The organism is Pseudomonas sp. ES3-33 (genome assembly GCF_000952175.1).
Classification (GTDB): Bacteria; Pseudomonadota; Gammaproteobacteria; order Pseudomonadales; family Pseudomonadaceae; genus Aquipseudomonas; species Aquipseudomonas gregormendelii.
The window spans coordinates 51,388-76,259 of sequence record NZ_JZRI01000149.1 but is presented as its reverse complement, the minus strand read 5'-3'; the positions used below and the strand labels follow the sequence as shown (position 1 = coordinate 76,259).

The 24,872-nt window shown below is 61.5% G+C and carries 21 protein-coding genes and 1 riboswitch; of the genes, 14 read left to right on the top strand and 7 right to left on the bottom strand.

Features of this window, described 5'->3' with window-relative positions; all coding sequences use genetic code 11:
• Positions 1–27: 27 nt before the first annotated feature.
• Complete coding sequence (hldE, locus tag UB23_RS24730) at positions 28–1,449, top strand: bifunctional D-glycero-beta-D-manno-heptose-7-phosphate kinase/D-glycero-beta-D-manno-heptose 1-phosphate adenylyltransferase HldE (protein ID WP_045061876.1); 1,422 nt, start codon at positions 28–30, stop codon at positions 1,447–1,449.
• A gap of 97 nt (positions 1,450–1,546) precedes the next feature.
• Here hldE and UB23_RS24725 read toward each other — a convergent pair whose 3' ends face one another.
• The 4 genes from UB23_RS24725 to UB23_RS24710 form a co-directional block, all read right to left on the bottom strand.
• Positions 1,547–2,515 (bottom strand): hypothetical protein, encoded by a 969-nt coding sequence (locus UB23_RS24725; protein WP_045061875.1) that lies wholly within the window; start codon positions 2,513–2,515, stop codon positions 1,547–1,549.
• A gap of 32 nt (positions 2,516–2,547) precedes the next feature.
• Positions 2,548–3,360: an aldo/keto reductase gene (locus tag UB23_RS24720; RefSeq protein ID WP_045061874.1), complete on the bottom strand. Its 813-nt coding sequence runs from the start codon at positions 3,358–3,360 to the stop codon at positions 2,548–2,550.
• Positions 3,357–4,532, bottom strand: coding sequence for an NAD(P)/FAD-dependent oxidoreductase (locus UB23_RS24715; protein WP_045061873.1), 1,176 nt, complete (start codon positions 4,530–4,532; stop codon positions 3,357–3,359). Before UB23_RS24715 ends, UB23_RS24720 begins: the two co-directional genes overlap by 4 nt.
• Positions 4,533–4,709: 177 nt before the next feature.
• Positions 4,710–5,042 carry a DMT family transporter gene (locus tag UB23_RS24710; RefSeq protein WP_045061872.1) on the bottom strand — a complete coding sequence of 111 codons (333 nt, stop codon included), beginning with the start codon at positions 5,040–5,042 and terminating at the stop codon, positions 4,710–4,712.
• A 102-nt stretch (positions 5,043–5,144) separates the two neighbouring features.
• Between UB23_RS24710 and UB23_RS24705 the strand changes: the two genes are divergently transcribed.
• Both UB23_RS24705 and waaA read left to right on the top strand, forming a co-directional pair.
• Positions 5,145–6,047, top strand: a complete 903-nt coding sequence (locus UB23_RS24705) for a LysR family transcriptional regulator (protein WP_045061871.1) — start codon at positions 5,145–5,147, stop codon at positions 6,045–6,047.
• Between the two features lie 11 nt (positions 6,048–6,058).
• Complete coding sequence (gene waaA, locus UB23_RS24700; RefSeq protein ID WP_045061870.1) at positions 6,059–7,336, top strand: lipid IV(A) 3-deoxy-D-manno-octulosonic acid transferase; 1,278 nt, start codon at positions 6,059–6,061, stop codon at positions 7,334–7,336.
• A 64-nt stretch (positions 7,337–7,400) separates the two neighbouring features.
• Here waaA and UB23_RS24695 read toward each other — a convergent pair whose 3' ends face one another.
• Complete coding sequence (locus UB23_RS24695) at positions 7,401–8,834, bottom strand: TolC family outer membrane protein (RefSeq protein WP_045061869.1); 1,434 nt, start codon at positions 8,832–8,834, stop codon at positions 7,401–7,403.
• A gap of 202 nt (positions 8,835–9,036) precedes the next feature.
• Positions 9,037–9,142: riboswitch (TPP riboswitch) on the top strand.
• A 168-nt stretch (positions 9,143–9,310) separates the two neighbouring features.
• On the opposite strand from UB23_RS24695, the gene thiC reads away from it, so the two are divergent.
• On the top strand, positions 9,311–11,200 hold the full coding sequence (thiC, locus tag UB23_RS24690) for a phosphomethylpyrimidine synthase ThiC (RefSeq protein ID WP_045061868.1): 1,890 nt from the start codon (positions 9,311–9,313) through the stop codon (positions 11,198–11,200).
• A gap of 151 nt (positions 11,201–11,351) precedes the next feature.
• Positions 11,352–12,644: a putative hydroxymethylpyrimidine transporter CytX gene (gene cytX, locus UB23_RS24685; protein WP_045061867.1), complete on the top strand. Its 1,293-nt coding sequence runs from the start codon at positions 11,352–11,354 to the stop codon at positions 12,642–12,644.
• Here the strand turns inward: cytX and UB23_RS24680 are convergent.
• The gene (locus UB23_RS24680) at positions 12,613–13,359 is read right to left on the bottom strand and encodes an RsiV family protein (protein ID WP_045061866.1); all 747 of its coding nucleotides are present in this window, start codon (positions 13,357–13,359) and stop codon (positions 12,613–12,615) included. The genes cytX and UB23_RS24680 overlap by 32 nt on opposite strands.
• A 205-nt stretch (positions 13,360–13,564) precedes the next feature.
• On the opposite strand from UB23_RS24680, the gene UB23_RS24670 reads away from it, so the two are divergent.
• From UB23_RS24670 to UB23_RS24630, 9 genes are all read left to right on the top strand, one after another.
• On the top strand, positions 13,565–14,182 hold the full coding sequence (locus UB23_RS24670; protein WP_045061864.1) for an NUDIX domain-containing protein: 618 nt from the start codon (positions 13,565–13,567) through the stop codon (positions 14,180–14,182).
• Positions 14,173–14,625 (top strand): DUF1249 domain-containing protein, encoded by a 453-nt coding sequence (locus UB23_RS24665; RefSeq protein ID WP_045061863.1) that lies wholly within the window; start codon positions 14,173–14,175, stop codon positions 14,623–14,625. The genes UB23_RS24670 and UB23_RS24665 overlap by 10 nt, the downstream gene beginning before the upstream one ends.
• A gap of 101 nt (positions 14,626–14,726) precedes the next feature.
• On the top strand, positions 14,727–15,542 hold the full coding sequence (gene cpdA, locus UB23_RS24660; RefSeq protein WP_045061862.1) for a 3',5'-cyclic-AMP phosphodiesterase: 816 nt from the start codon (positions 14,727–14,729) through the stop codon (positions 15,540–15,542).
• Between the two features lie 122 nt (positions 15,543–15,664).
• Positions 15,665–16,273: a YqiA/YcfP family alpha/beta fold hydrolase gene (locus tag UB23_RS24655; RefSeq protein WP_045061861.1), complete on the top strand. Its 609-nt coding sequence runs from the start codon at positions 15,665–15,667 to the stop codon at positions 16,271–16,273.
• 48 nt (positions 16,274–16,321) lie between these two features.
• Positions 16,322–18,226: a DNA topoisomerase IV subunit B gene (parE, locus tag UB23_RS24650; protein WP_045061860.1), complete on the top strand. Its 1,905-nt coding sequence runs from the start codon at positions 16,322–16,324 to the stop codon at positions 18,224–18,226.
• On the top strand, positions 18,226–19,212 hold the full coding sequence (locus tag UB23_RS24645) for an esterase-like activity of phytase family protein (protein WP_045061859.1): 987 nt from the start codon (positions 18,226–18,228) through the stop codon (positions 19,210–19,212). Before parE ends, UB23_RS24645 begins: the two co-directional genes overlap by 1 nt.
• Positions 19,209–19,733, top strand: a complete 525-nt coding sequence (locus tag UB23_RS24640) for a retropepsin-like aspartic protease family protein (RefSeq protein ID WP_045061858.1) — start codon at positions 19,209–19,211, stop codon at positions 19,731–19,733. The genes UB23_RS24645 and UB23_RS24640 overlap by 4 nt, the downstream gene beginning before the upstream one ends.
• Positions 19,734–19,740: 7 nt before the next feature.
• A complete protein-coding gene (gene parC, locus UB23_RS24635) occupies positions 19,741–22,008 on the top strand; it encodes a DNA topoisomerase IV subunit A (protein WP_045061857.1) in 2,268 nt (755 codons plus the stop codon).
• A 176-nt stretch (positions 22,009–22,184) separates the two neighbouring features.
• On the top strand, positions 22,185–22,898 hold the full coding sequence (locus UB23_RS24630) for a PqiC family protein (RefSeq protein ID WP_045061856.1): 714 nt from the start codon (positions 22,185–22,187) through the stop codon (positions 22,896–22,898).
• Between the two features lie 322 nt (positions 22,899–23,220).
• Here the strand turns inward: UB23_RS24630 and UB23_RS24625 are convergent, their stop codons facing one another.
• Complete coding sequence (locus tag UB23_RS24625; protein ID WP_045061855.1) at positions 23,221–24,741, bottom strand: AhpA/YtjB family protein; 1,521 nt, start codon at positions 24,739–24,741, stop codon at positions 23,221–23,223.
• Positions 24,742–24,872: the final 131 nt, after the last annotated feature.

Here is a 24,872-nt window from a genome sequence, read left to right as displayed (position 1 = left end):
CTGTTCATTTTGTATGTGGGTTGCTCCATGAAGTTGTCCATGCCGCGATTCGATCAAGCCCCTGTCTTGGTGGTCGGCGATGTCATGCTCGACCGTTATTGGCATGGTGGTACCTCACGGATCTCCCCGGAGGCGCCGGTACCAGTCGTCAAGGTCGAGCAAATCGAGGACCGCCCAGGCGGTGCCGCCAACGTTGCGTTGAACATTGCCGCTCTGGGTGCGCCGGCTTCCCTGGTTGGCGTCACCGGCGACGATGAAGCCGCCGACAGCCTCGCCAACAGCCTCAAGGGCGCCGGCGTGCGGGCATTGTTCCAGCGCATCGCGCACCAGCCGACCATCGTCAAGTTGCGGGTCATGAGTCGTCACCAGCAATTGCTGCGTATCGACTTCGAAGAACCTTTCGCTACCGATGCCCTCGCCTTGGGCGAGCAAGTCGACGAATTGCTCGAAGGCATCAAGGTGCTGGTGTTGTCCGACTACGGCAAAGGCGCGCTGAAGAACCATCAGGTGCTGATCCAGGCTGCCCGCGCCCGTGGTATTCCGGTATTGGCCGATCCCAAGGGCAAGGATTTCTCCATCTATCGTGGTGCAAGCCTGATCACGCCGAACCTCAGCGAGTTCGAAACCATCGTCGGTAAATGCAGCGATGAGCACGAGCTGGTGACCAAGGGCGCGACCCTGATGCAGGAGCTCGACCTCGGCGCCTTGCTGGTGACTCGCGGTGAGCACGGCATGACCTTGTTGCGCCCCGGTCATCCCGCGCTGCACCTTCCCGCGCGGGCGCGTGAAGTGTTCGACGTCACGGGTGCCGGTGATACGGTGATTTCGACCCTGGCAGCAGCGATTGCTGCCGGTGAAGAATTGCCCCATGCAGTGGCCCTGGCCAACCTGGCTGCGGGTATCGTGGTCGGCAAGCTGGGTACTGCTGCCATCAGTGCACCGGAACTGCGGCGCGCCATTCAGCGCGAAGAAGGCTCCGAGCGCGGTGTGCTGGGGCTCGAGCAACTGCTGCTGGCGGTTGACGATGCCCGTGCGCACAAAGAGAAGATCGTGTTCACCAACGGCTGCTTCGACATATTGCATGCCGGTCACGTGACTTACCTCGAGCAGGCGCGGGCCCAAGGCGATCGTCTGATCGTTGCAGTCAACGACGATGCGTCAGTGAGCCGACTGAAAGGTCCTGGGCGTCCGATCAACAGTGTTGACCGGCGCATGGCCGTCCTGGCCGGCCTGGGCGCTGTGGACTGGGTTATCAGCTTCTCGGAGGGGACCCCGGAAAACCTGCTGCGCGAAGTCAAGCCCGACGTTCTGGTCAAGGGTGGCGATTACGGCATTGAGCAGGTGGTGGGTGCTGACATCGTGGCAGCCTACGGCGGCACGGTGAAGGTCCTGGGGCTGGTGGAAAACAGCTCGACTACGGCGATTGTGGAGAAGATCCGCAAGTCGTAAGAGCTGGCCTGCGATCGTTGAAGATTTCTTTGATCGCAACGTGAAAAGATCGCAGCCAGCGGCAGCTCCTGCCCTGTAGGCGCTGCGATCTTTTGGTTCAGGAACTGAGCTTCTTGCGTGGCACGATTCTCTTCAGCAATTGCTTGGCCTTGCCCCGCAACCGCGCTAAACCCGAGTCCTTCCCCGGGAGGCTCAGTCCCTGCTGCTTCACCCAATCCTTCCACTTGATCCGCTCATCGCGCACCAGCCAGCCTTCCTGCTGGGCAAAACTCTCTGCCAGGTACAACCCGCGAGTGCTCGCCGGATACAGGTGGTCTTTCTTCAAGGTGTAGAGCTCAGCCATCGGCTGGCCGTCCTGCAAAGGCATCAGGTACAGATCGGGCCGCTTGCGATCGAGCCTGGCCACCAGTTGGTCGCCTTCCAGGCGTTCGTCGACATGAAACAGGCTGAGCGACTTGGCTTCCTTGGGGACCTCGAGGCGCAAGTCGTAGATCAGCTGCAACGAGGCGGTGGGCAGGTGCACGTAAGCGCGTGGACGTTCGATCAGTTGCATGTTCGCGCAGCGCACCGGTCGAGCCGACCCCGACAGGGGCGTCAATCGAAACGGCAAGGCTTCCCGATAATGCAGGGCGGACGAGTAGGGCGCAGGCAGCCAGGTGTCATTGAAGCGTCCGCCAAGCCAGCCTTCGGGCGTTTCCAGCAGGCATTCTTCGGCGATTTCCTGAATGGCCGTGTGCAGCGGCAGGTTGAGCTCGTGGGCCGGCACATAACCGGAGATCAGCTTGAGCACCACGTCGCCGCGATCCTGTCGGCGCTGGCGCACCAAGACCCAGTAATCGCGGTTCTGCCAGTGCAATGTAAGGCGCACCGAAACCCCGAGATTGGCCAGCTCCACGGCGAAGCGCTCTGCATCGGCCACGGCCACGGGGCGGCGACGCTGCAGGGTTTGCGAGAAATTGAGCGGCATTCCGACGCTCTGGTAACTCAGGCCTTCGGGAGTCGCTTCGACGAATAACGGCAGGGTCTTGAAGTTGCTGGGGTTCTTTCTTATGAGCGTACGCGGCATGTCGGCTCCTGCTTAAGGCCGCGTCGGCGGCGTCAGTTTCTACGAAGGACCTTGGCAACGGTCGCGACATTGTGGGCGAGGTGCAGCGGATTGATGGTCCCGACAATAGCACTGGCAACGCCCGGATGTTCAAACAACAACTCGAAGCTGGCGCGCACCGGATCGACGCCAGGGCTCAGGCACACATGGCCGCTGGCCAGGGCTTTCTTGACGAGAATGGCTTTGCCGTGAGCAGCAGCATAGTCAATGACGGCTTTTTCATTCAATTCGTTCAGATTGTAGGTGACCATCGCGCAATCACCCTGTTCCAGAGCCTTCAAGCCACCTTCGACGGTTTTTCCGGAGAAGCCGAATCCGCGGATCTTGCCCTCTTGCTTGAGTTCGGCGAGGGTTGCGTAGACCTCGCTGTCGTTGAGAATGGCCAGGTCATTGCCGTCGGAGTGCACCAGCACCAGGTCGATAAAATCAGTTTCCAGACGTTTCAGGCTGCGTTCCACTGACAACCGGGTGTGGGCGGCGCTGAAGTCGTGACTGGACTGGCCATTGGCAAACTCTTCGCCCACCTTGCTGACGATCACCCACTCCCGGCGCTGGTCACGCAGCAACGGGCCGAGGCGCTCTTCGCTGTGGCCATACGCCGGGGCGGTGTCGATCAGGTTGATCCCCATGTCCCGTGCGAGCTTGAGCAACATGCGCGCTTCATCATCGCCCGGAATCTGGAAACCGTTCGGGTACTTGACGCCCTGGTCGCGGCCCAATTTCACGGTGCCCAGGCCAAGTGGCGAAACCATCAGGCCTGTGCTGCCCAGCGGGCGGTGCAGTTCGTGCAGGGTTGGTTGGCTCATGGTAGCAGTTGCTCCCAGGCAGGAATGCCCATGGGTGGTTTCGGTAGTTCAGGCAACGTAGCGTTGTGGCTGGGCTGGATGCCATCGCGTTGTAGAGAGGCGATGACCCGGTCAGCGAAGTCCGGCGCCAGTGCCAGCTTGGTCGGCCAACCGACCAGCAGCCGGCCCTGTTCAGCCAGGAAGGCATTGTCCGGGCGTGTCAGGCCGGACTGCAAAGGCTCTGCACGATCCACTCGCAAAGTGGCCCACCGGGCGGTACTGAGGTCGATCCAGGGCAGGAGCTGGCCGAGTTCTTTCTGTGCGGTGGCAATCTGCTCGGCCGGCTCGCGGGCGACGCCTTCGGCTTCGGCAATATCGCCACCCAGGTACCAGACCCACTGGCCATCGGCCGCCGGGTGCGTGGTGACAGTGATGCGCGGCTTGGTCCCGCCACCCAGGCAGTGGGCGTACAACGGCTTCAGGCCGGGGCCCTTGGCGATGATCATGTGCAGCGGTCGACGTTGCATGGCCGGCTGGCTCAACCCCAGTGCTTCGAGCAGCGCTGCGGTACCCGCCCCGGCGCTGAGAACGATGCGTTGCGCCCGAATATCGCGCCCGTCGACTCTAAGGCCGACCAGCAGGCCAGCCTCCAGAAACGGTTCGATCTCATGCCCGGCCAGCAGGCCGTCGCCCGCGAGGTCGGCCAGGCGCTGGATCAGGCTCGGTACATCGATCACCAGCTCGGCCAGGCGATAGACCTTGCCCTTGAAACGCTTGTCTTGCAGGGCAGGTGGCAGTTGCTCGCCCTTGACCTGGTCGACCCGGCCCCGCACGGCTTTGCTGGCGAAGAAACTGGTGAGGTTGCCAGCGATGGTGCCGGGGGACCAGAGATAGTGGGCTTCGGACAGCAGGCGTACGCCGCTCAGATCCAGTTCGCCGTCGCCGGCCAGCGCTTCACGCCAGCGTCGTGGCATATCGGCGATGGCTTCCGAGGCGCCGGTCAGTGCACCGTGCAGCGCATACTTGGCGCCGCCGTGGATGATGCCTTGGGACTTCAGGCTCTGCCCGCCACCGAGGGTGGCGCTTTCCACCAGCACGGTCGAAAAACCCTGGCGGCGCAGGCGCGCGTTCAGCCAGAGGCCGGCGACACCAGCGCCGACAATCAAAACGTCGGTGGAAATAACGGATGGCATGCAGCGACCTCAGTGTTCAAGACGAGGGCGCAGTATACAGACTCAAACATTGCAGCGGCCGACAGACCCGAGAGAGTGAGCCTGCTCGCGATAGCGGTTTACCTGGCAACCGACGCGTCGATTGGCGCACCGCTATCGCGAGCAGGCTCACTCCCACACTAGACAGCATTGCAGGCGTTAGTGGCCTGCAGTTTTGGAGAACAACTGGATAACCACCACCCCCAGCACAATCAGCGCCATGCCCAGCATCGCCGGCACATCCAGCTTCTGCCCATAGATAAACAGCGCGGCTACACTGACCAGCACGATGCCCAGGCCGGCCCATACCGCATAAGCCACGCCTACCGGTACGCTGCGCACCACCAGTGTCAGCATCCAGAAGGCGATGCCGTAGCCAACGATCACCAGCACCAACGGCAGGGGCGTGCTGAAACCTTTGACGGCTTTCATTGAAACGGTCGCGATCACTTCGGCGCAGATGGCAATGGCCAGGTAGTAGTAAGCGGTCATGGGTGCATCCTCAAGTGATGTGTTGCTTTATCAAGCCTGCATTTTAGAGATTCGCCAGATGCGGTAAAGTCATCACCTATCTGTTACGGAGATGGGTTGCACATGAGCATGCAATGGAGTCTGGAACAGCTTCGTCTGTTTGTCAGCGTAGCGGAACAACGCTCGTTCTCGGCGGTGGCGCGCGCTCAGCGCAGGGCCCAGTCGGCCGTGAGCAGTTCGATTGCGCTGTTGGAAGAAGACCTCGGCGTCAGCCTGTTTGATCGCAGTAGCGGGCGCCAGCCGAAATTGACTGAAGCCGGCGATGCCTTGCTCGAAGAAGCAAGGGAAGTCCTGCGTCAGTGCGAGCGTTTGAACGGCCGGGCATTGGCGATGATGCGCGGGCAGGAAGCCCGTCTGCGGGTGGCCCAGGACGAGGCCATGCCCTACCAGGCAGTTGTGGATAGCTTTGAAGCCCTGGCGCAACAATTTCCCAGCCTTGAGGTGCAACTGACCAGTGCTGCCCAGGGCGATGTGGCGCGTAAATTGGTGGAGCGCCGGGCCGACCTCGGCCTGCTGTTTTATCACGACCAGATTCCCGAATCCCTTGAGCGCCGGGTATTGGGCAGCGTCGAAATGGTGACAGTGTGTGGCACCGGCCACCCCTTGGCCGGCAAAAACGAAGTTGATTGCCAGCAGTTGGCGCAGCATCGCCAGTTACTCATGTCCACTCAATCCAGTGTCTACCCCGGTAGCGAACCCGCCAGTCCGCAGGTCTGGCGGGCCGACAGTTTCTACGTAATGGCCGAATGGCTGGTACGTGGCCTCGGCTGGGCCTGGTTGCCCCGGCACGTGGTGCAGTACCCTGCTTATCAGGGGCAGATGGTCGAACTGGTCAGCGAATGGACGCCTCCGGCCCTTGTCGTGGAGCTGGTGTGGCGTCGCGACGAGCCACTGGGCCCGGCCGCGCGCTGGCTGGCGGAACGTTTTGCCGTGCACTTGCGGGCGATCGGCGACAAAAGCCGATAAACTCCGCCGCCATGAATAGAACTCTCTACACCGCGCTGTTTTACCTGGGGCTGCCATTGGTAGCGATTCGGCTTTGGCTGCGGGCGCGCAAGGCGCCGGCGTATGCCAAACGCATCGGCGAGCGATTTTCCTATGGCCTGCCGGTGTTGCAGCCCGGCGGAATCTGGGTACACGCGGTGTCAGTTGGCGAGAGCATCGCGGCGGCGCCAATGATCCGCGCTCTGTTGCAACGTTATCCACAGTTGCCGATCACCGTGACCTGCATGACCCCGACCGGATCCGAGCGCATTCGGGCCCTGTTCGCCAATGAACCGCGAATTCAACACTGCTACCTGCCCTATGACCTGCCCTGTGCGGCAAAGCGATTCCTGGATCGCGTGCGGCCGAAACTGGCAGTGATCATGGAAACCGAGCTTTGGCCCAACCATATCCACCAGTGTGCAAAACGGGGTATTCCCGTGGCGCTGGCCAATGCCCGACTGTCCGAGCGCTCGGCCAGGGGTTACGGCCGTTTGCCCAAACTGACCCAGCCGATGCTCGCCGAAATGAGCCTGTTTGCAGTGCAGACCGAGGCCGAGGCCTCGCGCTTTCGCGACCTGGGTGCGCGCCCGGAAACCGTCGAAGTCACCGGTTCGATCAAATTCGATCTGACCATCGACCCGCAGCTGCTGCAGCGTGCCACCGAGTTACGCGGCCAATGGCAAGCACAGGAGCGTCCGGTGTGGATTGCCGCCAGTACCCATGAAGGCGAAGACGAGGTGGTGCTGGCGGCTCACCGTCAGTTGCTCGCCAATCATCCCGATGCGCTGCTGATCCTGGTACCGCGCCATCCGGAACGGTTCAATTCGGTGTTCGAACTGTGCGCCCGGCAGGACTTCGCCACGGTTCGACGCTCCACCGGCGAAACGGTCAGCGCCGGTACTTCAGTACTGCTGGGCGACACCATGGGCGAATTGCTGTTCCTTTACGCCCTGGCGGATACCGCATTCGTCGGTGGCAGCCTTGTACCGAACGGCGGGCACAACCTGCTGGAGCCGGCAGCACTGGCCAAGCCGGTACTGAGCGGCCCGCACTTGTTCAACTTCCTCGAGATAGCCGCGCAACTGCGCAATGCCGGCGCGCTGCAGGAAGTGGAAGATGCCGAAGGGTTGGCGGTAGAGGTGCGACGATTGTTCGAATTGCCCCGGGACGCACAGCGCATGGCCCAGGCCGGATTGAACGTGATGCGCGCCAATCAGGGCGCGTTGCAACGATTGCTGGATGGGTTGGGGCGGTTGATCGACCGTTAGACTGCGTCGCCTGAAATAAAAGATCGCCCGAACGCGGCCCGAGCCTTCGGACGATCTTTTGCTTTTACGGCCGGGCTTTCAATTGCTCAGCCGCAGCCTTGGCCAAATCCGGCGGCAGGAAGTCCTTGTCGGGGTTGTAGTCGGGCTTGAGGTAGCGCTTGAGGTCTTCCAGGTCGCCCGGGTTCAACGTGCCCGCTGCCTGTTTCAGGCGCAGGTTGTCGAGGATGTAGTCGTACCGGGTGTTGTTGTAGTTGCGCACCGAGGTGTACAGCTGGCGCTGGGCATCGAGCACGTCGACGATGTTGCGCGTTCCAACCTGATAGCCGATTTCAGTCGCTTCCACCGCGCTCTGGTTGGAAATGATCGACTGCTTGCGCGCCTGCACCTGCTCGACGTCGGTATTCACCGCACGGTGCAGATTGCGCGTGTTCTCCACGACTTGCCGGCGCAGGCCTTCACGCTGTTGTTCGGTCTGGTCCAGGCGCGAGTAGGACTCCCTGACCTGGGAACTGGTCAGCCCGCCGCTGTAGATCGGGATGTTCAACTGCAGGGCCAGGGTGCGTTGTTCGACCGGCCCGCCATAGGCCTGGTTGAAAGCATTCGGATTACTGAAGCCAAAAGCGTCGTTGTCACCTTTTTCATACTTCGCCACCGCATCCACCGTCGGAGCGTGGCCGGCCTTGCGCTGTTTGAGCGTTTCTTCAGCCGCGCTGACCGCGTAGTTGCTGGCCAGCAGATTGAGGTTCTGCCGGGCGGCCGTGTCGACCCAGGACTTCGCGTCATTCGGTGCCGGCGGGAGGATGGGCAGGGTATGGACGATGCCCTGGATCGAGTTGTACTGACGGTTGGTCAGGGTGATCAGCGCTTCGAACGCATCATCCACCTGGCGCTGCGCAACGATGCGGTTGGCCCGTGCAGTGTCGTAGCTGGCTTGCGATTGCAGCACGTCGGTCTTGTCCGAGAGGCCGACATCGAAGCGTTCGTTGGACTGGTCCAGCTGGCGTTTGAATGCCGCTTCCTCAGCCTTGGTCGAGGCCAGGTTGTCCTGGCTGCGCAGCACATTGAAATAGTTTTCGGCGGTCTGCAGGATCAGGTTCTGCTCTGTCGCGGACAGTTGCAGCGCCGCCTGTTCGTTGACGTCCTTGGCCGCCTGGTACTGGAACCAGCGATCGGCGCGGAACAGTGGCTGGGCCAGTGTCGCCTGGTAGGAGTTGGCGCTGCGGGAGGCCACGGCGGACGGCTGATTGATGTCGGTGCGCACATTGGCGACCTGGGCTCCGCCGGACAGATTCGGCAACAACCCGGCCCGTGCCTGGGGCACTACCTCTTTCTGCGCGCCATATTGGGCGCGAGCAGCAGCCAGGTCGGCGTTGTTATCCACGGCTTCCTGATAGACGCTCACCAGGTCAGTCCTGGTCGATAAGGGCGCTTCCGCTGCCCAGGCCATTCCATTCGAAGCACAAGACACGGCAAGGGCCAGTGAAAGTTTGCGCAGCATGCGGCCATCCCTAAAAATTACGCTGATAATTTGCGCCAAGGTACGGCGCGATGTTGTAGATCGTCAACGCACAACGTCATGACGCGATGCGGCGTAGCGAGTGTAGTTGCGCACACGTTCGGCAACAATCCTGTAATTACGCCATTCATCAAGGTGTTTACTGCGGGGTTGGCGTTCCGTGTCAGTTGTGTCTAGACTGGCCGGGTTCTTGTCGGGGTGCCTTGCTATGAGGCTGAGATCGAATAATTTCGGATCCCGTTGAACCTGATCAGGTTAGCGCCTGCGTAGGGAACAAGATTTCTCGTCACCCGGCGAGTCCTCTTGTGCTTCGTCCGGGATGTTGTTCGACAATCGAACACCCCTCGAGCACTGAGCACAGCACCAGCAGCAGTGTCATCGCTGATTGGTCGCGTCCATTCGTTACAGGTTCGCTCCGACAAAAATCCACTGCCTGGATGCTGTCTGGAGAGCCCGTGATGACGATAAAACTAAAAAATACGACGAACCTGAGTGATTCGGCCCAAGTCGATCAACAGTCGGTTCAGCCCTTTACCCGCTCGCAAAAAGTCTACGTCCAGGGTTCTCGCCCGGACATCCTCGTGCCGATGCGTGAAATCAGCCTAGACGTGACCCCGACCGATTTCGGCGGTGAGATCAACGCGCCTGTCGTTGTATACGACACCTCGGGCCCGTACACCGACCCCAACGTCATCATCGACGTGCGCAAAGGCCTGGGCGATGTGCGTTCGCCGTGGATCGAAGCCCGTGGCGACACCGAGCGCCTGAGCGGCCTGAGCTCCAATTTCGGCCAGGAACGCCTGGCCGATGCCGAACTGACCAAGCTGCGCTTCGCCCACGTGAACAACCCGCGCCGCGCCAAGGCCGGGGCCAACGTCAGCCAGATGCACTACGCGCGCAAAGGCATCATCACCGCCGAGATGGAATACGTTGCCATCCGCGAGAACATGAAGCTCGAAGTGGCCCGTGCCGCCGGCCTGCTGGACCAGCAACACGCCGGCCACAGCTTCGGCGCCAGCGTGCCGAAGATCATCACCCCTGAATTCGTCCGTGACGAGATCGCCCGTGGCCGCGCGATCATTCCGGCCAACATCAACCACACCGAACTGGAACCGATGATCATCGGCCGTAACTTCCTGGTGAAGATCAACGGCAACATCGGCAACAGCGCCCTGGGTTCGTCCATCGAAGAAGAAGTGGCGAAACTGACCTGGGGCATTCGCTGGGGTTCGGACACGGTCATGGACCTGTCCACCGGCAAGCACATTCACGAAACCCGTGAGTGGATCATCCGCAACTCGCCAGTGCCGATCGGTACAGTGCCGATTTATCAGGCCCTGGAAAAAGTCGGCGGTGCGGCCGAGGACCTGACCTGGGAGCTGTTCCGCGACACCCTGATCGAACAGGCCGAGCAGGGCGTGGACTACTTCACCATCCACGCCGGTGTGCTGCTGCGCTACGTGCCGCTGACCGCCAAGCGCGTGACGGGCATCGTTTCCCGTGGCGGTTCGATCATGGCCAAGTGGTGCCTGGCGCATCACAAGGAAAACTTCCTCTACACGCATTTCGAAGACATCTGCGAAATCATGAAGGCCTACGACGTCAGCTTCTCGCTGGGTGACGGCCTGCGCCCAGGTTCGATTGCCGACGCCAACGACGCCGCGCAGTTCGGCGAACTGGAAACCCTTGGCGAGCTGACCAAAATTGCCTGGAAGCACGACGTGCAGTGCATGATCGAAGGCCCGGGCCATGTGCCGATGCAGCTGATCAAGGAGAACATGGACAAGCAGCTCGAGTGCTGCGACGAGGCGCCGTTCTACACCCTCGGCCCGCTGACCACCGACATTGCGCCGGGCTACGATCACATCACTTCCGGTATCGGTGCGGCGATGATCGGCTGGTTCGGTTGCGCCATGCTCTGCTACGTGACGCCCAAGGAGCACCTGGGCCTGCCGAACAAGGATGACGTGAAAACCGGGATCATCACTTACAAGATCGCCGCGCATGCTGCCGATCTCGCGAAAGGCCATCCGGGTGCACAGATTCGCGACAATGCCCTGAGCAAGGCGCGTTTTGAATTCCGTTGGGAAGACCAGTTTAACCTGGGCCTTGACCCGGACACCGCCCGTTCGTATCACGATGAGACGTTGCCGAAGGATTCGGCCAAGGTCGCGCATTTCTGCTCCATGTGCGGACCGAAATTCTGCTCGATGAAGATCACTCAGGAAGTCCGTGAATATGCGGCCAACCAGAGGATCGAAACCATTGATGCCGAAGTGGCCCAGGGACTGGCGGAGCAGGCTGAGCGGTTCAAGCAGGAAGGCAGTCAGCTGTACAAGAAGGTTTGATCTGACCTGAAAAGGTGGGGCCTGCACAGGCCCCATCGCCAGCAGGCTGGCTCCCACATTGGATCTGTAGCGTTCACAAGTCCCCTGTGGGAGCCAGCCTGCTGGCGATAGCGATCAATACAACAACAAATGTCCCTCTGAGATAACACCCGTGAGCATTCAACCCAGCACTTACTCCCCCGACATTGCGGTGCCCGCTGAAAAGCGTGTCTTCGGTGGTCGCGATCTGTTTTCCCTATGGTTCTCCCTCGGCATCGGCCTGATGGTGCTGCAGACCGGCGCTTTGCTCGCGCCTGGCCTCGGCCTGTCCGGTTCACTGCTGGCAATCTTCCTCGGCACCTTGGTCGGCGTCCTGCTGCTGGCAGCCGTCGGGGTGATCGGCAGCGACACCGGCCTGTCGTCGATGGCTGCACTCAAGTTGAGCCTGGGCATCAAGGGCGCAAGCCTGCCGGCGGTGCTGAACCTGCTGCAACTGATCGGTTGGGGCTCGTTCGAAATCATCGTCATGCGCGACGCCGCCAGTCTGCTGGGCGCACGCGCCTTCAGCGAAGGCAGTCTGCTGTCGAGCCCACTGCTATGGACCCTGTTCTTCGGTGGCCTGGCCACTTTGCTGGCGGTCAGCGGCCCACTGACGTTCGTGCGCCAGATCCTGCGCAAGTGGGGTATCTGGCTATTGCTGGCCGCGTGCATCTGGCTGACCTGGAACCTGTTCGCCAAAGCCGACCTGGCCGCACTGTGGGCGCAGGCGGGCGACGGTTCGATGCCGTTCGCCGTGGGCTTCGACATCGCCATTGCGATGCCATTGTCCTGGCTGCCGCTGATCGCCGACTACTCGCGATTCGGCAAGCGTGCGAAAAACGTCTTCGGCGGAACCGCGCTGGGCTTTTTTATCGGTAACTTCTGGCTGATGAGCCTTGGCGTGGCCTACACCCTGGCGTTCGCCCCGAGTGGTGAAGTCAATGCCCTGCTGTTGGCACTGGCTGGCGCCGGCCTGGGGATTCCGCTGCTGCTGATCCTGCTGGACGAGTCAGAGAACGCCTTTGCCGACATTCACTCGGCGGCAGTGTCCAGCGCGGTGCTGGTGCGCTTCAAAGTCGAGTACCTGGCGTTGGCCATCGGCCTGGTCTGCACGCTGATCGCCTTGCTGGCGCCTTTGGCGCAGTACCAGAACTTCCTGCTGTTGATCGGCTCGGTGTTTGCGCCGCTGTTCGGCGTGGTGCTGGTGGATCACTTCATCCTGCGCAAGCGCAGTGCCCGAGTCGCATCAGCCGCATTGCGCTGGCCGGCGTTGCTCGCCTGGTTGGGCGGGGTGAGCACTTATCATTTGCTGGCCAATCTGTACCCGGACATCGGCGCAACCCTGCCGTCACTGATTCTGGCAGGGTTGCTGCAGTTGGTGCTGGGCCGAGCCTTCAGTTACGGCCAGGAAACAGCTCGGGTCTGAGAATGCCGTTCAGGCGTGGGTAGGGGATCTTCAGTTCGACATGGCCCAGCGCGTAGGGGGCGATGGTGCTGGTTTCGTACTTGAGGATCACCCCGCCATAGGTCAGCGCCACGTTCTGGGTCTTCTGGAAGGGCCAGCTCTTCACGAACTCCGCCTCCTGATCGAGCTTGGTGCTGATCAGCCAGCTGTTGTGGGCCACCTGCGCGGCTTTCCAGAATGCGTCTTCCTGGCCTGGCAGCAACATGTCAGACAACGTCAGTACCTTGTGTTGCTGGCGGGAATAGTTGATGAAGCTGCGGCCCGGCGTGCCATGGGCGCCGCCAGTGTCCAGGTAACTGGAAAACTCGATGATCACCAAGCCGTCATGCTGCTCCCGTACCTTGGCCTGCAAGTAGCTGCTGTAGCGCGGGCCGGCGGTGCGCAAAAACTCATCGCGATAGGCCGCCAGCGTCGGCGCCACCGGGGCGTCGGGCGAGGTGCGGGTCATTTGCAGCAAGCGCTTTTCGATGATGCCGTCGAGCGCAGGCTCGGCAGGGAAGTGCAGGGTGTCGATATTGACCAGCGGGCAATCAGGCGTCGTGCAGCCCGGCTTCAGCTGTTCGGAGGCGTCACGGGTGGTTTCCAGCGGCGTCCGGTAGTTGGGCTGGAACAGACTCTGGCAAGCGGCCAGGGTCAACGCGATTGCGGCCACGGAGGCGATTTTGAAAAGCGACATGGGCGTCCTTCATGAAACAGGGAAAGGCGAAAATTACCCGCTTCGACTGCCAGCGCGGTAATCAGTTCGCCACTAAGCTAATTAGAGTTGGTTTCGCCCTCACCGTCTATCCCGCTGTCTGGAAAGGGGCTGCATCAAAGGTCGCGGGCGCGTTAGGATGGCGCGAAGTCGAGGCTGGAGCCTCGGAGCAACTACGAGGATTGTCATGACTGATTTTGCCAACGCCATTCCGACCGCCGTTGAGATCGTTCGGCGCGAAAAGTGCTACGAGGGCTTTTACAAGCTTGATCGTGTGCACCTGCGCCACGAATTGTTCGCCGGCGGCATGAGTCGCGAAATCAATCGAGAACTGTTCGTTCGCCATGATGCCGTCTGCGTCCTGCCGTACGACCCGCAGCGTGACGAAGTGGTACTGATCGAGCAGTTTCGCGTCGGCGCCATGGGCAAGACCGACAACCCGTGGCTGATTGAACTGGTCGCCGGTCTGATCGACAAGGATGAAGTGCCGGAAGAAGTTGCTCACCGCGAAGCGCAGGAGGAAGCTGGGCTTGTGTTTGGGGCGCTCTGGCCGATGACCAAGTATTTTCCATCGCCGGGCGGCAGCAATGAGTTTGTGCATTTGTACCTGGGACGTTGCGAGACCACCGGGGCCGGTGGCCTGCATGGGCTGGAAGAAGAAGCAGAAGATATCCGCGTTACGGTCTGGGCGTTCGAAGATGCCCTGCAAGCCGTGCGCGACGGACGAATTGCCAACGCGGCCAGCATCATTGCCTTGCAATGGCTAGCTTTAAACCGCGCTGAAGTGAGGGGGTTATGGTCGTAAACAAGTTGCGCGATCGCTATCGAGTCGACCTTGCGGGGCTGCAAGCTTCCTGTGAGGCCAACTATGCGCGCCTTATGCGACTGTTGCCGGACATGCGCAGCGAGCCGGCGGCGCGACGCATTGCCGTGACTCATGGCGACCAGATGCTCGGCGTACTGGCGCTCGAGGTGCTGCAGGTCTGCCCGTACACCACTACCCTGCAAGTGCGCCAGGAGCACAGCCTGCCATGGCTGCCGGTGCCGCAATTGGAAGTCCAGGTGTATCACGACGCCTGCATGGCTGAAGTCGTCAGTGCCGAACATGCACGACGCTTTCGCGGCATTTATCCTTATCCGAATGCCTCGATGCATCAACCGGATGAAAAAGCCCAGCTGAACATGTTCCTGGGAGAGTGGTTGAGCCATTGCCTGGCGTTGGGGCATGAATACGAAGTCGTTCGTTAGTTGTGAACTGCGTTGTGCGTTCACCACTTTCCTCTTTCGCTTGTCCCCCAGCATAATTGCGGCACTCATCAATACCCGTGCTTTCGCCCTGGGAGAACGCCTTGCCGAGCGTATCCACATTGACCACCGCCGATTCGGCGTTGCTGGTGCAGCTGTCTGACAGCCACTTGTTCGCTGCCGCGGATGGCACGTTGCTGGGCATGAATACCCGGGACAGCCTCGTGAAAGTCCTCGAGCTGGTGCGCCTGCAGCAGCCCCGGATTGACCTGGTGATTGCCACTGGAGATCTGTCCCAGGACGGAACACTGGAGTCTTACCAGCTGTTTCGCGACCTGACCCGCCAGCTCGATGCCCCGGCGCGCTGGATTCCCGGTAACCACGATGAGCCGCAGATCATGGCCGAGGCGGCGGTGCAAAGCGCTTTGCTGGAGCCGGTGGTGGATATCGGCAACTGGCGAGTGACGCTGCTGGATTCGGCGGTGCCGGGCTCGGTGCCCGGTTATTTGCAGGATGAACAGCTGCAATTGCTTGCGTGTTCGCTGAGCGAAGCGCCGGAGCGCCATCACCTGGTGTGTTTCCATCATCATCCGGTATCTATCGGGTGTGCCTGGATGGAGCCGATCGGCTTGCGCAATCCAGAGGCGCTGTTTGCCGTGCTGGATCGCTTTCCCCAAGTGCGGGCGGTGCTCTGGGGGCATGTGCATCAGGAAATTGACCGTGAGCGCAACGGTGTTCGGTTGATCGCTTCGCCTTCGACCTGCATCCAGTTTGAACCGGGGAGCGATGATTTCAAGGTGGGGGATCAAGCGCCGGGGTATCGATGGTTGCGGTTGCTGCCGGATGGGCGGATTGAGACGGGCGTGGAGCGGGTTAAGGGGTTCGAATTCAAGGTCGATTACGACGCTGACGGTTATTAGTCATTCCTGAGGACCGCGTGATGGCCTTCGTGGGCACAGACGCTCCAAATTCCACGGATATCCCCGCTTCCCCCGACACCCTGTAAACTCCGCCTTCTTTACCCGACGAACAGGGAGCTCAAATGTCCGGCTCGATCCTCTATATCCACGGTTTCAACAGCGCGCCCTCCTCGAAAAAGGCCACGCAGCTGATGACGGTGATGGGCCGCCTGGGTTTGAGCGATCAGCTGCGGGTACCCGCCCTTCATCATCATCCGCGCGAAGCCATCGGTCAGCTTGAACAGGCGATTGCCGAGCTGGGGCGGCCACTGCTGGTCGGCAGCTCACTCGGCGGCTACTATGCGACTCACCTGGCCGAGCGCCATGGCCTGAAGGCCCTGCTGGTCAACCCGGCCGTAAGCCCGCACCGGATGTTCGACGGGCACCTGGGGACGCAGAAAAACCTGTACACCGATGAGGCCTGGGAACTGACCCACGACCATGTAACGGCCCTGGCCGAGCTGGAAGTGCCGGCACCGCAGGACCCCCAGCGTTATCAGGTGTGGTTGCAGACCGGTGATGAAACCCTGGACTATCGCCACGCCCAGCACTACTACCGGGCCTGTGCCTTGCGCATCCAGGCCGGCGGCGATCACAGCTTTCAGGGCTTTGCCGCGCACCTGCCGGCCATGTTGAGTTTTGCCGGCATTGGCGCAGATTTGTATCAAGCGATTGATTTCAAAGCACTGTGACCGGTCCCTTTTCTACAGAACACTTTTTTCAAAGGACGACGAGACCCCATGGCCACTCCCGGCGCTAGCTCTTATAACGCAGACGCCATCGAAGTCCTCTCGGGCCTCGACCCGGTGCGCAAACGCCCTGGCATGTACACTGACACCAGTCGGCCGAACCACCTCGCCCAGGAAGTCATCGACAACAGCGTCGACGAAGCCCTGGCCGGTCACGCGACCTCGGTGCAGGTCATCCTGCACGCCGATCACTCCCTGGAAGTCAGCGATGACGGCCGTGGCATGCCGGTGGACATCCATCCGGAAGAGGGCGTTTCAGGCGTCGAGCTGATCCTCACCAAGCTCCATGCGGGTGGCAAGTTCTCCAACAAGAACTACCAGTTTTCCGGCGGTCTGCACGGCGTGGGTATCTCCGTGGTCAACGCCCTGTCGACCGAAGTCCGGGTGCGCGTCAAGCGTGACGGCAACGAATACCAGATGACTTTCGCCGATGGCTACAAGAAAACCGAGCTGGAAGTCGTGGGTACCGTCGGCAAGCGCAACACAGGCACCAGTGTTTTCTTCGCCCCGGATCCGAAATACTTTGATTCGCCGAAATTTTCCGTCAGCCGCCTCAAGCACGTACTCAAAGCCAAGGCCGTGCTGTGCCCCGGCTTGCTGGTCAGTTTTGAAGACAAGGCCTCCGGCGAGAAAGTCGAATGGCATTACGAAGACGGCCTGCGTTCCTACCTGGTCGATGCGGTCACCGAGTTCGAACGCCTGCCGGACGAGCCGTTCTGCGGCAGCCTGGCCGGTAACAAGGAAGCGGTCGATTGGGCGCTGCTGTGGTTGCCGGAAGGCGGCGACAGCGTGCAGGAAAGCTACGTCAACCTGATCCCGACGGCGCAGGGCGGCACCCACGTCAACGGTTTGCGTCAGGGCTTGCTCGACGCCATGCGCGAATTCTGCGAATTCCGCAGCCTGCTGCCGCGCGGTGTGAAGCTGGCGCCGGAAGACGTCTGGGAACGCATTGCCTTCGTGCTGTCGATGAAGATGCAGGAGCCGCAATTCTCCGGCCAGACCAAGGAGCGCCTGTCGTCCCGTGAGGCGGCGGCGTTTGTCTCCGGGGTGGTCAAGGATGCGTTCAGCCTGTGGCTCAACGCCAATCCGGAAACCGGCATGCTCCTGGCTGAGCTGGCGATCAACAACGCCGGGCGTCGCCTGAAGGCCAGCAAGAAGGTCGAGCGCAAGCGCATCACCCAAGGCCCGGCATTGCCGGGCAAACTCGCCGACTGCGCCGGGCAGGACCCGATGCGTTCCGAGCTGTTCCTCGTGGAAGGTGATTCCGCGGGCGGTTCGGCCAAGCAGGCGCGGGACAAGGAGTTTCAGGCCATCCTGCCGCTGCGCGGGAAGATCCTCAACACCTGGGAAGTCGACGGCAGTGAAGTCCTGGCGAGCCAGGAAGTGCACAACATCGCCGTGGCGATTGGCGTCGATCCCGGTGCTGCGGACATGAGCCAGCTGCGTTACGGCAAGATCTGCATCCTCGCCGACGCCGACTCCGACGGGCTGCACATCGCGACCCTGCTGTGCGCGTTGTTCGTGCAGCATTTCCGCCCGTTGGTGGATGCCGGTCACGTCTATGTCGCGATGCCGCCGCTGTACCGTATCGACCTCGGCAAGGAGATCTTCTACGCCCTGGACGAGGCCGAGCGTGATGGCATTCTCGATCGCCTGGTGGCCGAGAAGAAGCGCGGCAAGCCACAGGTCACCCGATTCAAAGGCCTGGGTGAAATGAACCCGCCGCAACTGCGCGAAACCACCATGGACCCGAACACCCGGCGCCTGGTGCAGCTGACGCTGGAAGATTACGAAGCCACCGCTGAAATGATGGACATGCTGCTGGCGAAAAAACGCGCTGGCGATCGCAAGTCCTGGCTGGAGTCCAAAGGCAACCTGGCCGAGGTTCTTGGCTGATGCGGGTTGGCTTGGCCCTGGCATGTGCGTTACTTCTGAGCACGGCGGCGTTGGCCGACCCGGTCCCGGAGTTGCGCCTGGTGTCCGGGCATGCCGTGGCCGGCATGCAGGGCGGCAACCTGTCAGGGCTGGCACAGTGCGGCGACGAGCTGTGGACGGTGTCCGATCGCGACGATGACCAGATCTACCGTCTCGATACCCGGCAGGATCCCTGGCAGGCCGAAGCCGTGCACATCGATGTGCCCGTGGCACCGGCCAGCGGTTTGCCCTGGAGCTTGAGCTCGCGCAGTTGGGCGGCATCGTTCGTGCGCGGCGGCGACCTGGACTTCGAAGGCATCACCTGCGACAACGCCGGTAATCGTTACATCGTCAGTGAATCCCATGCGGCCGTGTTGCAGGTGCCGCTGACCGGGCCTGCGTCCTGGTTGAACATTGCGCCCAGGCTGGTCCGCGAGGCGCGGGCCGGGGGCATGTTGCTGCGCTTCAATGCGCTGTTCGAAGGCCTGGCGGTCAACCCGCAAGGCGACCAGCTATGGCTGGCCGCCGAGCGTGATCGCCGCGGCCTGCTGCTGATCAAGCGAGGGGCCACGCAATGGGACTGTGACGGCAACTGTGTGCTGCTGAGCGAGGGTGGCAAGCGAGCGCAGCCGCCGCAGTTTCACCACGCAAGGCCGGTGTCGCTGGACTTCGCCGACCTGTCATTGTTCAACGGCAAGCTGTTCACCCTCGAACGCAATGCCTACGAAATATGCCGGCGCGATGCAACAACGGCCAAGGTCGAGCGTTGCTGGTCGTATGCCGCCGAGTTGCTGCAGGATGGCCGGCGTTATCCACAGGACTACGGGCTGGAAGAAGCACTGGTAGTGGACGCCACGGGCGCCTGGATAGGCGTCGACAACAACACAGGGGCTCGCGTCGATGGTGAGGTTCGCCCGTTCATCTGGCGCTTTGCTGCGCCTGAAGGCGGCTGGAGTGGCAAATTATGAGTCAACAGACGCCGGGCAAGCGTGCCGGCCGGGTGCTGATGGTGCTGGCCTGGTGCGCCGCGTTGTTTCTGGCGACGCGGTTTTTCGGCGAATGGGAAGCGCGCCAGCACAACCCTAATGTTGTGGTCGACTCCGAACAGGGTGAGGGGTTCATCGAGGTAAAACTGGCCAGCAATCGCCAGGGCCACTTCGTCGCCAGCGGCCAGATCAACGGCCAGCCGGTGGATTTCATGCTCGACACCGGGGCGACAGATGTGTCGGTCCCTGCAGAGATGGCCAAGCAGCTGAAACTGGAAGAGGGCTTCGGGGTGACCCTGAGCACCGCCAACGGTTTGAGCAAGGGTTATCGAACCCGAATCGACCGGCTGCAGGTCGGCGACATCGTGCTGCGTGATGTTCGCGCGCTGGTCGCCCCCGGGCTCGAAGGTAATCAGGTGCTGCTTGGTATGAGCGCCCTTAACAAACTTGAATTTACTCAGCGCGGTGGCACCATGCTGCTGCGCCAGACAACGAACCGATGAGGCCCGCATGAGCGACATCCTTGCAGACAGCTTAGACGGCGTAGAACGCCGATCGCTGGCTGACTTCACCGAAAGTGCCTACCTCAACTACTCCATGTACGTGATCATGGACCGCGCCTTGCCACATATCGGCGACGGCCTGAAGCCGGTGCAGCGGCGCATTATCTATGCGATGAGCGAGTTGGGGCTGGACGCCGATTCCAAGCACAAGAAATCGGCGCGCACCGTCGGTGACGTGCTCGGTAAATTCCACCCGCACGGTGACTCGGCCTGCTACGAAGCCATGGTCCTGATGGCCCAGCCGTTCAGCTACCGCTACACGCTGGTCGACGGCCAGGGCAACTGGGGTGCGCCCGACGATCCCAAGTCGTTCGCCGCCATGCGTTACACCGAGGCGCGGCTGTCGCGTTATTCCGAAGTACTGCTCAGCGAGTTGGGGCAGGGCACGGCAGATTGGGGGCCAAACTTCGACGGAACGCTCGACGAACCGCTGGTATTACCTGCACGTTTGCCGAATATCCTCCTCAACGGTACCACCGGCATCGCCGTGGGCATGGCCACCGACGTGCCGCCGCACAACCTGCGTGAAGTGGCCACGGCCTGCGTACGTTTGCTGGATGAACCCAAGGCCACGGTCGAACAACTCTGTGAGCACATCCAGGGTCCGGACTACCCGACCGAGGCGGAGATCATCACCCCCCGCGCCGACCTGCTGAAAATCTACGAGACCGGTCGCGGCTCGGTGCGCATGCGCGCCGTGTACCACATCGAAGACGGCGACATCATCGTTACCGCATTACCGCACCAGGTGTCCGGTGCCAAAGTGCTGGAACAGATCGCCGCGATGATGCAGGCCAAGCCTTCCAAGGCCCCGCAGATCGCTGACCTGCGCGATGAATCGGACCACGAGAACCCGTGCCGGATCGTGATCATCCCGGGCGCGCGCAAGAATTTCGACCACGATGGGTTGATGCAGCACCTGTTCGCGAGCACCGAGCTGGAGTCGAGCTACCGGGTCAACATCAACATCATCGGCCTGGACGGCAAGCCGCAGCTGAAGAACCTGCGCGCGCTGCTGGTGGAATGGCTGGAATTCCGCGTGCAGACCGTGCGTCGCCGCCTGCAATTCCGCCTCGACAAGGTCGAGCGTCGCCTGCATCTGTTGGACGGCTTGTTGATTGCCTACCTCAACCTGGATGAAGTGATCCACATCATCCGCACCGAGGAGCACCCCAAGGCTGCGCTGATCGAGCGCTTTGCCCTGAGTGAGATCCAGGCCGACTACATCCTCGACACCCGCCTGCGTCAACTGGCGCGGCTGGAAGAGATGAAGCTGCGCAGCGAGCAGGACGAGTTGCTCAAGGAGCAAGCGAAGCTGCAAGCCTTGCTGAGCAGCGAAGCCAAGTTGAAGAAACTGGTGCGCACCGAGCTGATCAAGGACGCCGAAACCTATGGCGACGACCGTCGCTCGCCAATCGTTGAGCGCGCCGAGGCCAAGGCCCTGACCGAGCACGACCTGCTGCCGAACGAGAAAGTCACGGTAGTGCTGTCGGAAAAAGGCTGGGTACGTTCCGCCAAGGGCCACGAAATCGACGCCACCGGTCTGTCCTACAAGGCTGGTGATGGGTACAAGGCCCTGGCTGCCGGGCGCTCCAACCAGTTCGCGGTATTTATCGACTCTACCGGTCGCAGCTACTCGGTCGCGGCGCATACCCTGCCATCGGCCCGTGGCCAGGGCGAACCCCTGACCGGTCGCCTGACGCCGCCGCCAGGCGCCACCTTTGAATGCGTGATGATGCCCGAGGACGATGCGCTGTACGTGATCGCATCCGACGCCGGTTATGGATTCGTGGTCAAGGGCGAGGACCTGCAGGCCAAGAACAAGGCGGGCAAGGCGCTGTTGAGCCTGCCGAACAACGCCAAGGTGATCCTGCCGCGGCCGGTAGCTGATCGTGAGCATAACTGGCTGGCGTCGGTGACCACCGAAGGTCGCCTGCTGATCTTCAAGATCAGTGATCTGCCACAATTAGGTAAGGGCAAAGGCAACAAGATCATCGGCATTCCCGGTGAGCGAGTAGCCAGTCGCGAAGAATATGTCACGGACATCGCCGTACTGCCCGATGGCGCCACACTGGTGCTGCAGGCCGGCAAACGCACGCTTTCGCTCAAGGCAGACGACCTCGAACACTACAAAGGTGAGCGTGGACGCCGTGGTAACAAACTGCCACGAGGCTTTCAGAGAGTGGATGCGCTGTTCGTCGAAAACCTCAATTAGGCGTGCTAGAGCGCTCGATCTACGATTTAACGCGTAGATCGACGCTTTCGCGCTGGAGTCGGGACGCATATTCACGGATGATACGGCCTTTCAAGCGCCGGCGTGGCCGAGCGATCTTCATATTTATTGAGTATTTTCACTGTGGTTAGCCGTGTGGCAACCACCTGGATGGGACGATGACTGCTCTGCGCCTTCCTTTTATCTTGATGCTCGCTGGCGTTCTTGGCCTGGCGGGTTGCAGCGTTCACCAACCGGTGTCGCTGTATCAGCTGGACAGCGGTAATCCGGTGCAGCCGGCACAAAGTGCCGGCATGGCCGTTTTGCTGGGCCCGGTGACAATTGCCGACTACCTGCAACGTGAGACCCTCTTGCAGCGGCAACCGGACGGCAGCCTCCAGGCCTCGACCGACGGTCGTTGGGCTGGCAGCCTGTCTTCGGACATCGATCAATTGCTGCTACGCCAGGTGTCTGGTCACCTGGACAGCCAGCGCGTGGTGTTGGCGCCGGCGACGCTTGGCTTCACGCCGGATGTGCAGGTGTTGTTGACCATTACACGCCTGGATTCGGGTGAGTCGCAGCCAGCTATCCTCGATGCGCAATGGCGCTTGATCGACCGTCGCGGCCAGGTGCGGGACAACCGCATCATTCATCTGCAGGAGCAGCACGCAGGCGGCACGGCGGCGCAGGTCCAGGCCCAGGGCGTATTGCTGCAACGGCTGGCCGAGCAGCTGTCGGTGGCGCTCAAGCCCCTGGCCAACCAGCCCCCAGTTGCCGAAGGGCCGAAGAAACCGGCCGCCAAGCCTGCCGCGCCCGCAGCGGAAAAGGACAAACAGCCGAAGATCCCGATGGCTTCGCCAATTCGCACCGATATGGAAGTGTTCAGGTTTTAAGGCCTGAATGAAGCCAGAACAAAGCCCGCCTTGTGCGGGCTTTGTTTTGTCTGTCTTGGGAGATCGATGTTGCCTGTGGGGGCCTCTTCGCGGGCAAGCCCGCTCCCACAGTGACCTGTGGTGTCCTCAGGAAATGTGTAGACCCAGAACCCTGTTGGGGGCAGTTCGCGGGCAAGCCTGCTCCTGCGGTGACCCGCAGTGTCCACAGAAAATGTGTGGACCCAGAACCCCTGTGGGAGCGGGCTTGCCCGCGATGGCGCCAGCGGGGGTAACAAAAAGCCCGCAGACAATCACTTGTCTGCGGGCTTTTTCACATCAGGGCTTAAGCCCGGCGCTCATGCATCCGCGCCAGTTGCCGCTCCAGCATCGATGGATACGGCTCCATCAAACGCTCCACGCAGCATGCGCCTTCAGGGCTGGCGATCGGGCGGATCCGCGCGCGCTGGCGGATCAGCACGTCGTCGCCGACCTTGCGTTCCACCAGCAGCAGGTTGCGGCTGTGTTGAGACAAGGCCAGGGCGTCCTGAGCCGATTCGGTCAGCAGCAGGTCAATCTGGCTCAGACCGAACAGCTCGTCACCCAAGGTCAGGCCCAGCTGCAGTTGCAGGGTAATGCCCGAGTCGGCCACTTCGATCTGCAACTGATGACCCAGTGCGCGCAGCAACTCGCCACAGCAGATCGCATTGGTCAGGTAGTCTTCGCCGCTGTCTTCAGTGTGGAACAGCATCAGGGTGCTGCCGTCGTTCAGGGTGTGCAGCTCGCTCTGGTAGAGCGAGGCGGCCTGGTCGAGGCAGTCGCGATAACGCTTGAGCAACTCCTCGAGGCGAGTACGGGGCAGGCGGCGCAGTTGATCCTGGGCACCGAGTTGCACGGCCAGCACCGCGCTGTGTTGAGGCACGTTGGAAACGGGCGCTTTAACCACGGGCTTGGGCGCGCTGGCCACTGCCTCGTCACGCAGGTCGGCGAACGGGTCTTCGTCGTCGTCATCTTCGACAGTGCTGACAATCTGCCGAGGCGCGGGCTTCAAGCCGGCCACCGGCCTGGTTTCGTCGAAACTCGGGTCACGCAGGTTGCGCACCTCGAAAGAAGGCTCGTCTTCGTCTTCTGTCTCTTCGTACTCAGGCTCCGGGTCCGGCTCGGGTTCAACGGGCTCCGGGGCGAAGTTGGCGTGCAGCTGACGCGCCAGGTCGCCGATCTCGTCCTGACGCTCGGTGGCCGGGGTGTATTCGTCGATGTTGCGCAGCCACACGCGCAGTTGCAGCAGCGGCGTGGAGATGTGCCGACCCAGGCGCAGGCTCAGCGCGAGGGATAAGGCCAGCAGAATGGCACTGAGAATCCCCATGCTCTGCAGGCTGATGGTCATCGGCTGCTGGAACTGATCCATGTCCAGGCTGATGCGCAGTTGCCCGGCCGTCACGTCCTGGAAAGTGATCTTGCTCTGGTACATGCCCTCGGCTTCGCCCAGCAGGCTGTGCTTGGGGCGCTGCCCGGCTTCGGCGAGGATGCGGTTATCCACGCTATAGATGGCAGCGTGAGCCACCAGCTTGTTCTTGGTCAGGTTGTTGAGCAGCACATTCAGGCTGAGGATGTCATTGGACACCAGCAACTCAGTGGCGGAGGTGGCGGTTTGCGTGGTCAGGCTTTCACCCAGCGCATCCGCTTGCTCGTGCATGGCCTGCTTGAACTGCAATCCCATCACGCAGGCGTAGATGACCAGGGCCAGGGCGACCAGGATCACGTTATGGCTGGCAATGCGTAATGCAATCGGTACACGGCGATGGCGCAGTGCCCGGAAGATCAGCAGAAAGAAGTTATCGGTTTTTACTGGCGTGGGCCGGTTCACTTGAGCTCGGCTCTTTTGTCCGTGAAGTTGACGCGCAGTATAGCGACAGGCCCCAGACCGGCAAAGCGCTCACGGTGCCCGATGGTCACTGAATGTGGGTAGAATGCGGTTTTTTTCCACTTGCGGGGGTG

Excerpts from the sequence above, each read along its gene's own strand:
- UB23_RS24680 (WP_045061866.1), bottom strand. The coding sequence starts at position 13,359 with ATGTCGCTTTTCAAAATCGCCTCCGTGGCCGCAATCGCGTTGACCCTG.
- UB23_RS24695 (WP_045061869.1), bottom strand. The coding sequence starts at position 8,834 with ATGCTGCGCAAACTTTCACTGGCCCTTGCCGTGTCTTGTGCTTCGAAT.
- UB23_RS24705 (WP_045061871.1), top strand. The coding sequence starts at position 5,145 with ATGAGCATGCAATGGAGTCTGGAACAGCTTCGTCTGTTTGTCAGCGTA.
- UB23_RS24655 (WP_045061861.1), top strand. The coding sequence starts at position 15,665 with ATGTCCGGCTCGATCCTCTATATCCACGGTTTCAACAGCGCGCCCTCC.
- UB23_RS24715 (WP_045061873.1), bottom strand. The coding sequence starts at position 4,532 with ATGCCATCCGTTATTTCCACCGACGTTTTGATTGTCGGCGCTGGTGTC.
- UB23_RS24720 (WP_045061874.1), bottom strand. The coding sequence starts at position 3,360 with ATGAGCCAACCAACCCTGCACGAACTGCACCGCCCGCTGGGCAGCACA.
- waaA (WP_045061870.1), top strand. The coding sequence starts at position 6,059 with ATGAATAGAACTCTCTACACCGCGCTGTTTTACCTGGGGCTGCCATTG.
- hldE (WP_045061876.1), top strand. The coding sequence starts at position 28 with ATGAAGTTGTCCATGCCGCGATTCGATCAAGCCCCTGTCTTGGTGGTC.
- parE (WP_045061860.1), top strand. The coding sequence starts at position 16,322 with ATGGCCACTCCCGGCGCTAGCTCTTATAACGCAGACGCCATCGAAGTC.
- UB23_RS24665 (WP_045061863.1), top strand. The coding sequence starts at position 14,173 with ATGGTCGTAAACAAGTTGCGCGATCGCTATCGAGTCGACCTTGCGGGG.
- UB23_RS24645 (WP_045061859.1), top strand. The coding sequence starts at position 18,226 with ATGCGGGTTGGCTTGGCCCTGGCATGTGCGTTACTTCTGAGCACGGCG.
- UB23_RS24725 (WP_045061875.1), bottom strand. The coding sequence starts at position 2,515 with ATGCCGCGTACGCTCATAAGAAAGAACCCCAGCAACTTCAAGACCCTG.
- UB23_RS24710 (WP_045061872.1), bottom strand. The coding sequence starts at position 5,042 with ATGACCGCTTACTACTACCTGGCCATTGCCATCTGCGCCGAAGTGATC.
- thiC (WP_045061868.1), top strand. The coding sequence starts at position 9,311 with ATGACGATAAAACTAAAAAATACGACGAACCTGAGTGATTCGGCCCAA.
- UB23_RS24630 (WP_045061856.1), top strand. The coding sequence starts at position 22,185 with ATGACTGCTCTGCGCCTTCCTTTTATCTTGATGCTCGCTGGCGTTCTT.
- parC (WP_045061857.1), top strand. The coding sequence starts at position 19,741 with ATGAGCGACATCCTTGCAGACAGCTTAGACGGCGTAGAACGCCGATCG.
- UB23_RS24670 (WP_045061864.1), top strand. The coding sequence starts at position 13,565 with ATGACTGATTTTGCCAACGCCATTCCGACCGCCGTTGAGATCGTTCGG.
- UB23_RS24640 (WP_045061858.1), top strand. The coding sequence starts at position 19,209 with ATGAGTCAACAGACGCCGGGCAAGCGTGCCGGCCGGGTGCTGATGGTG.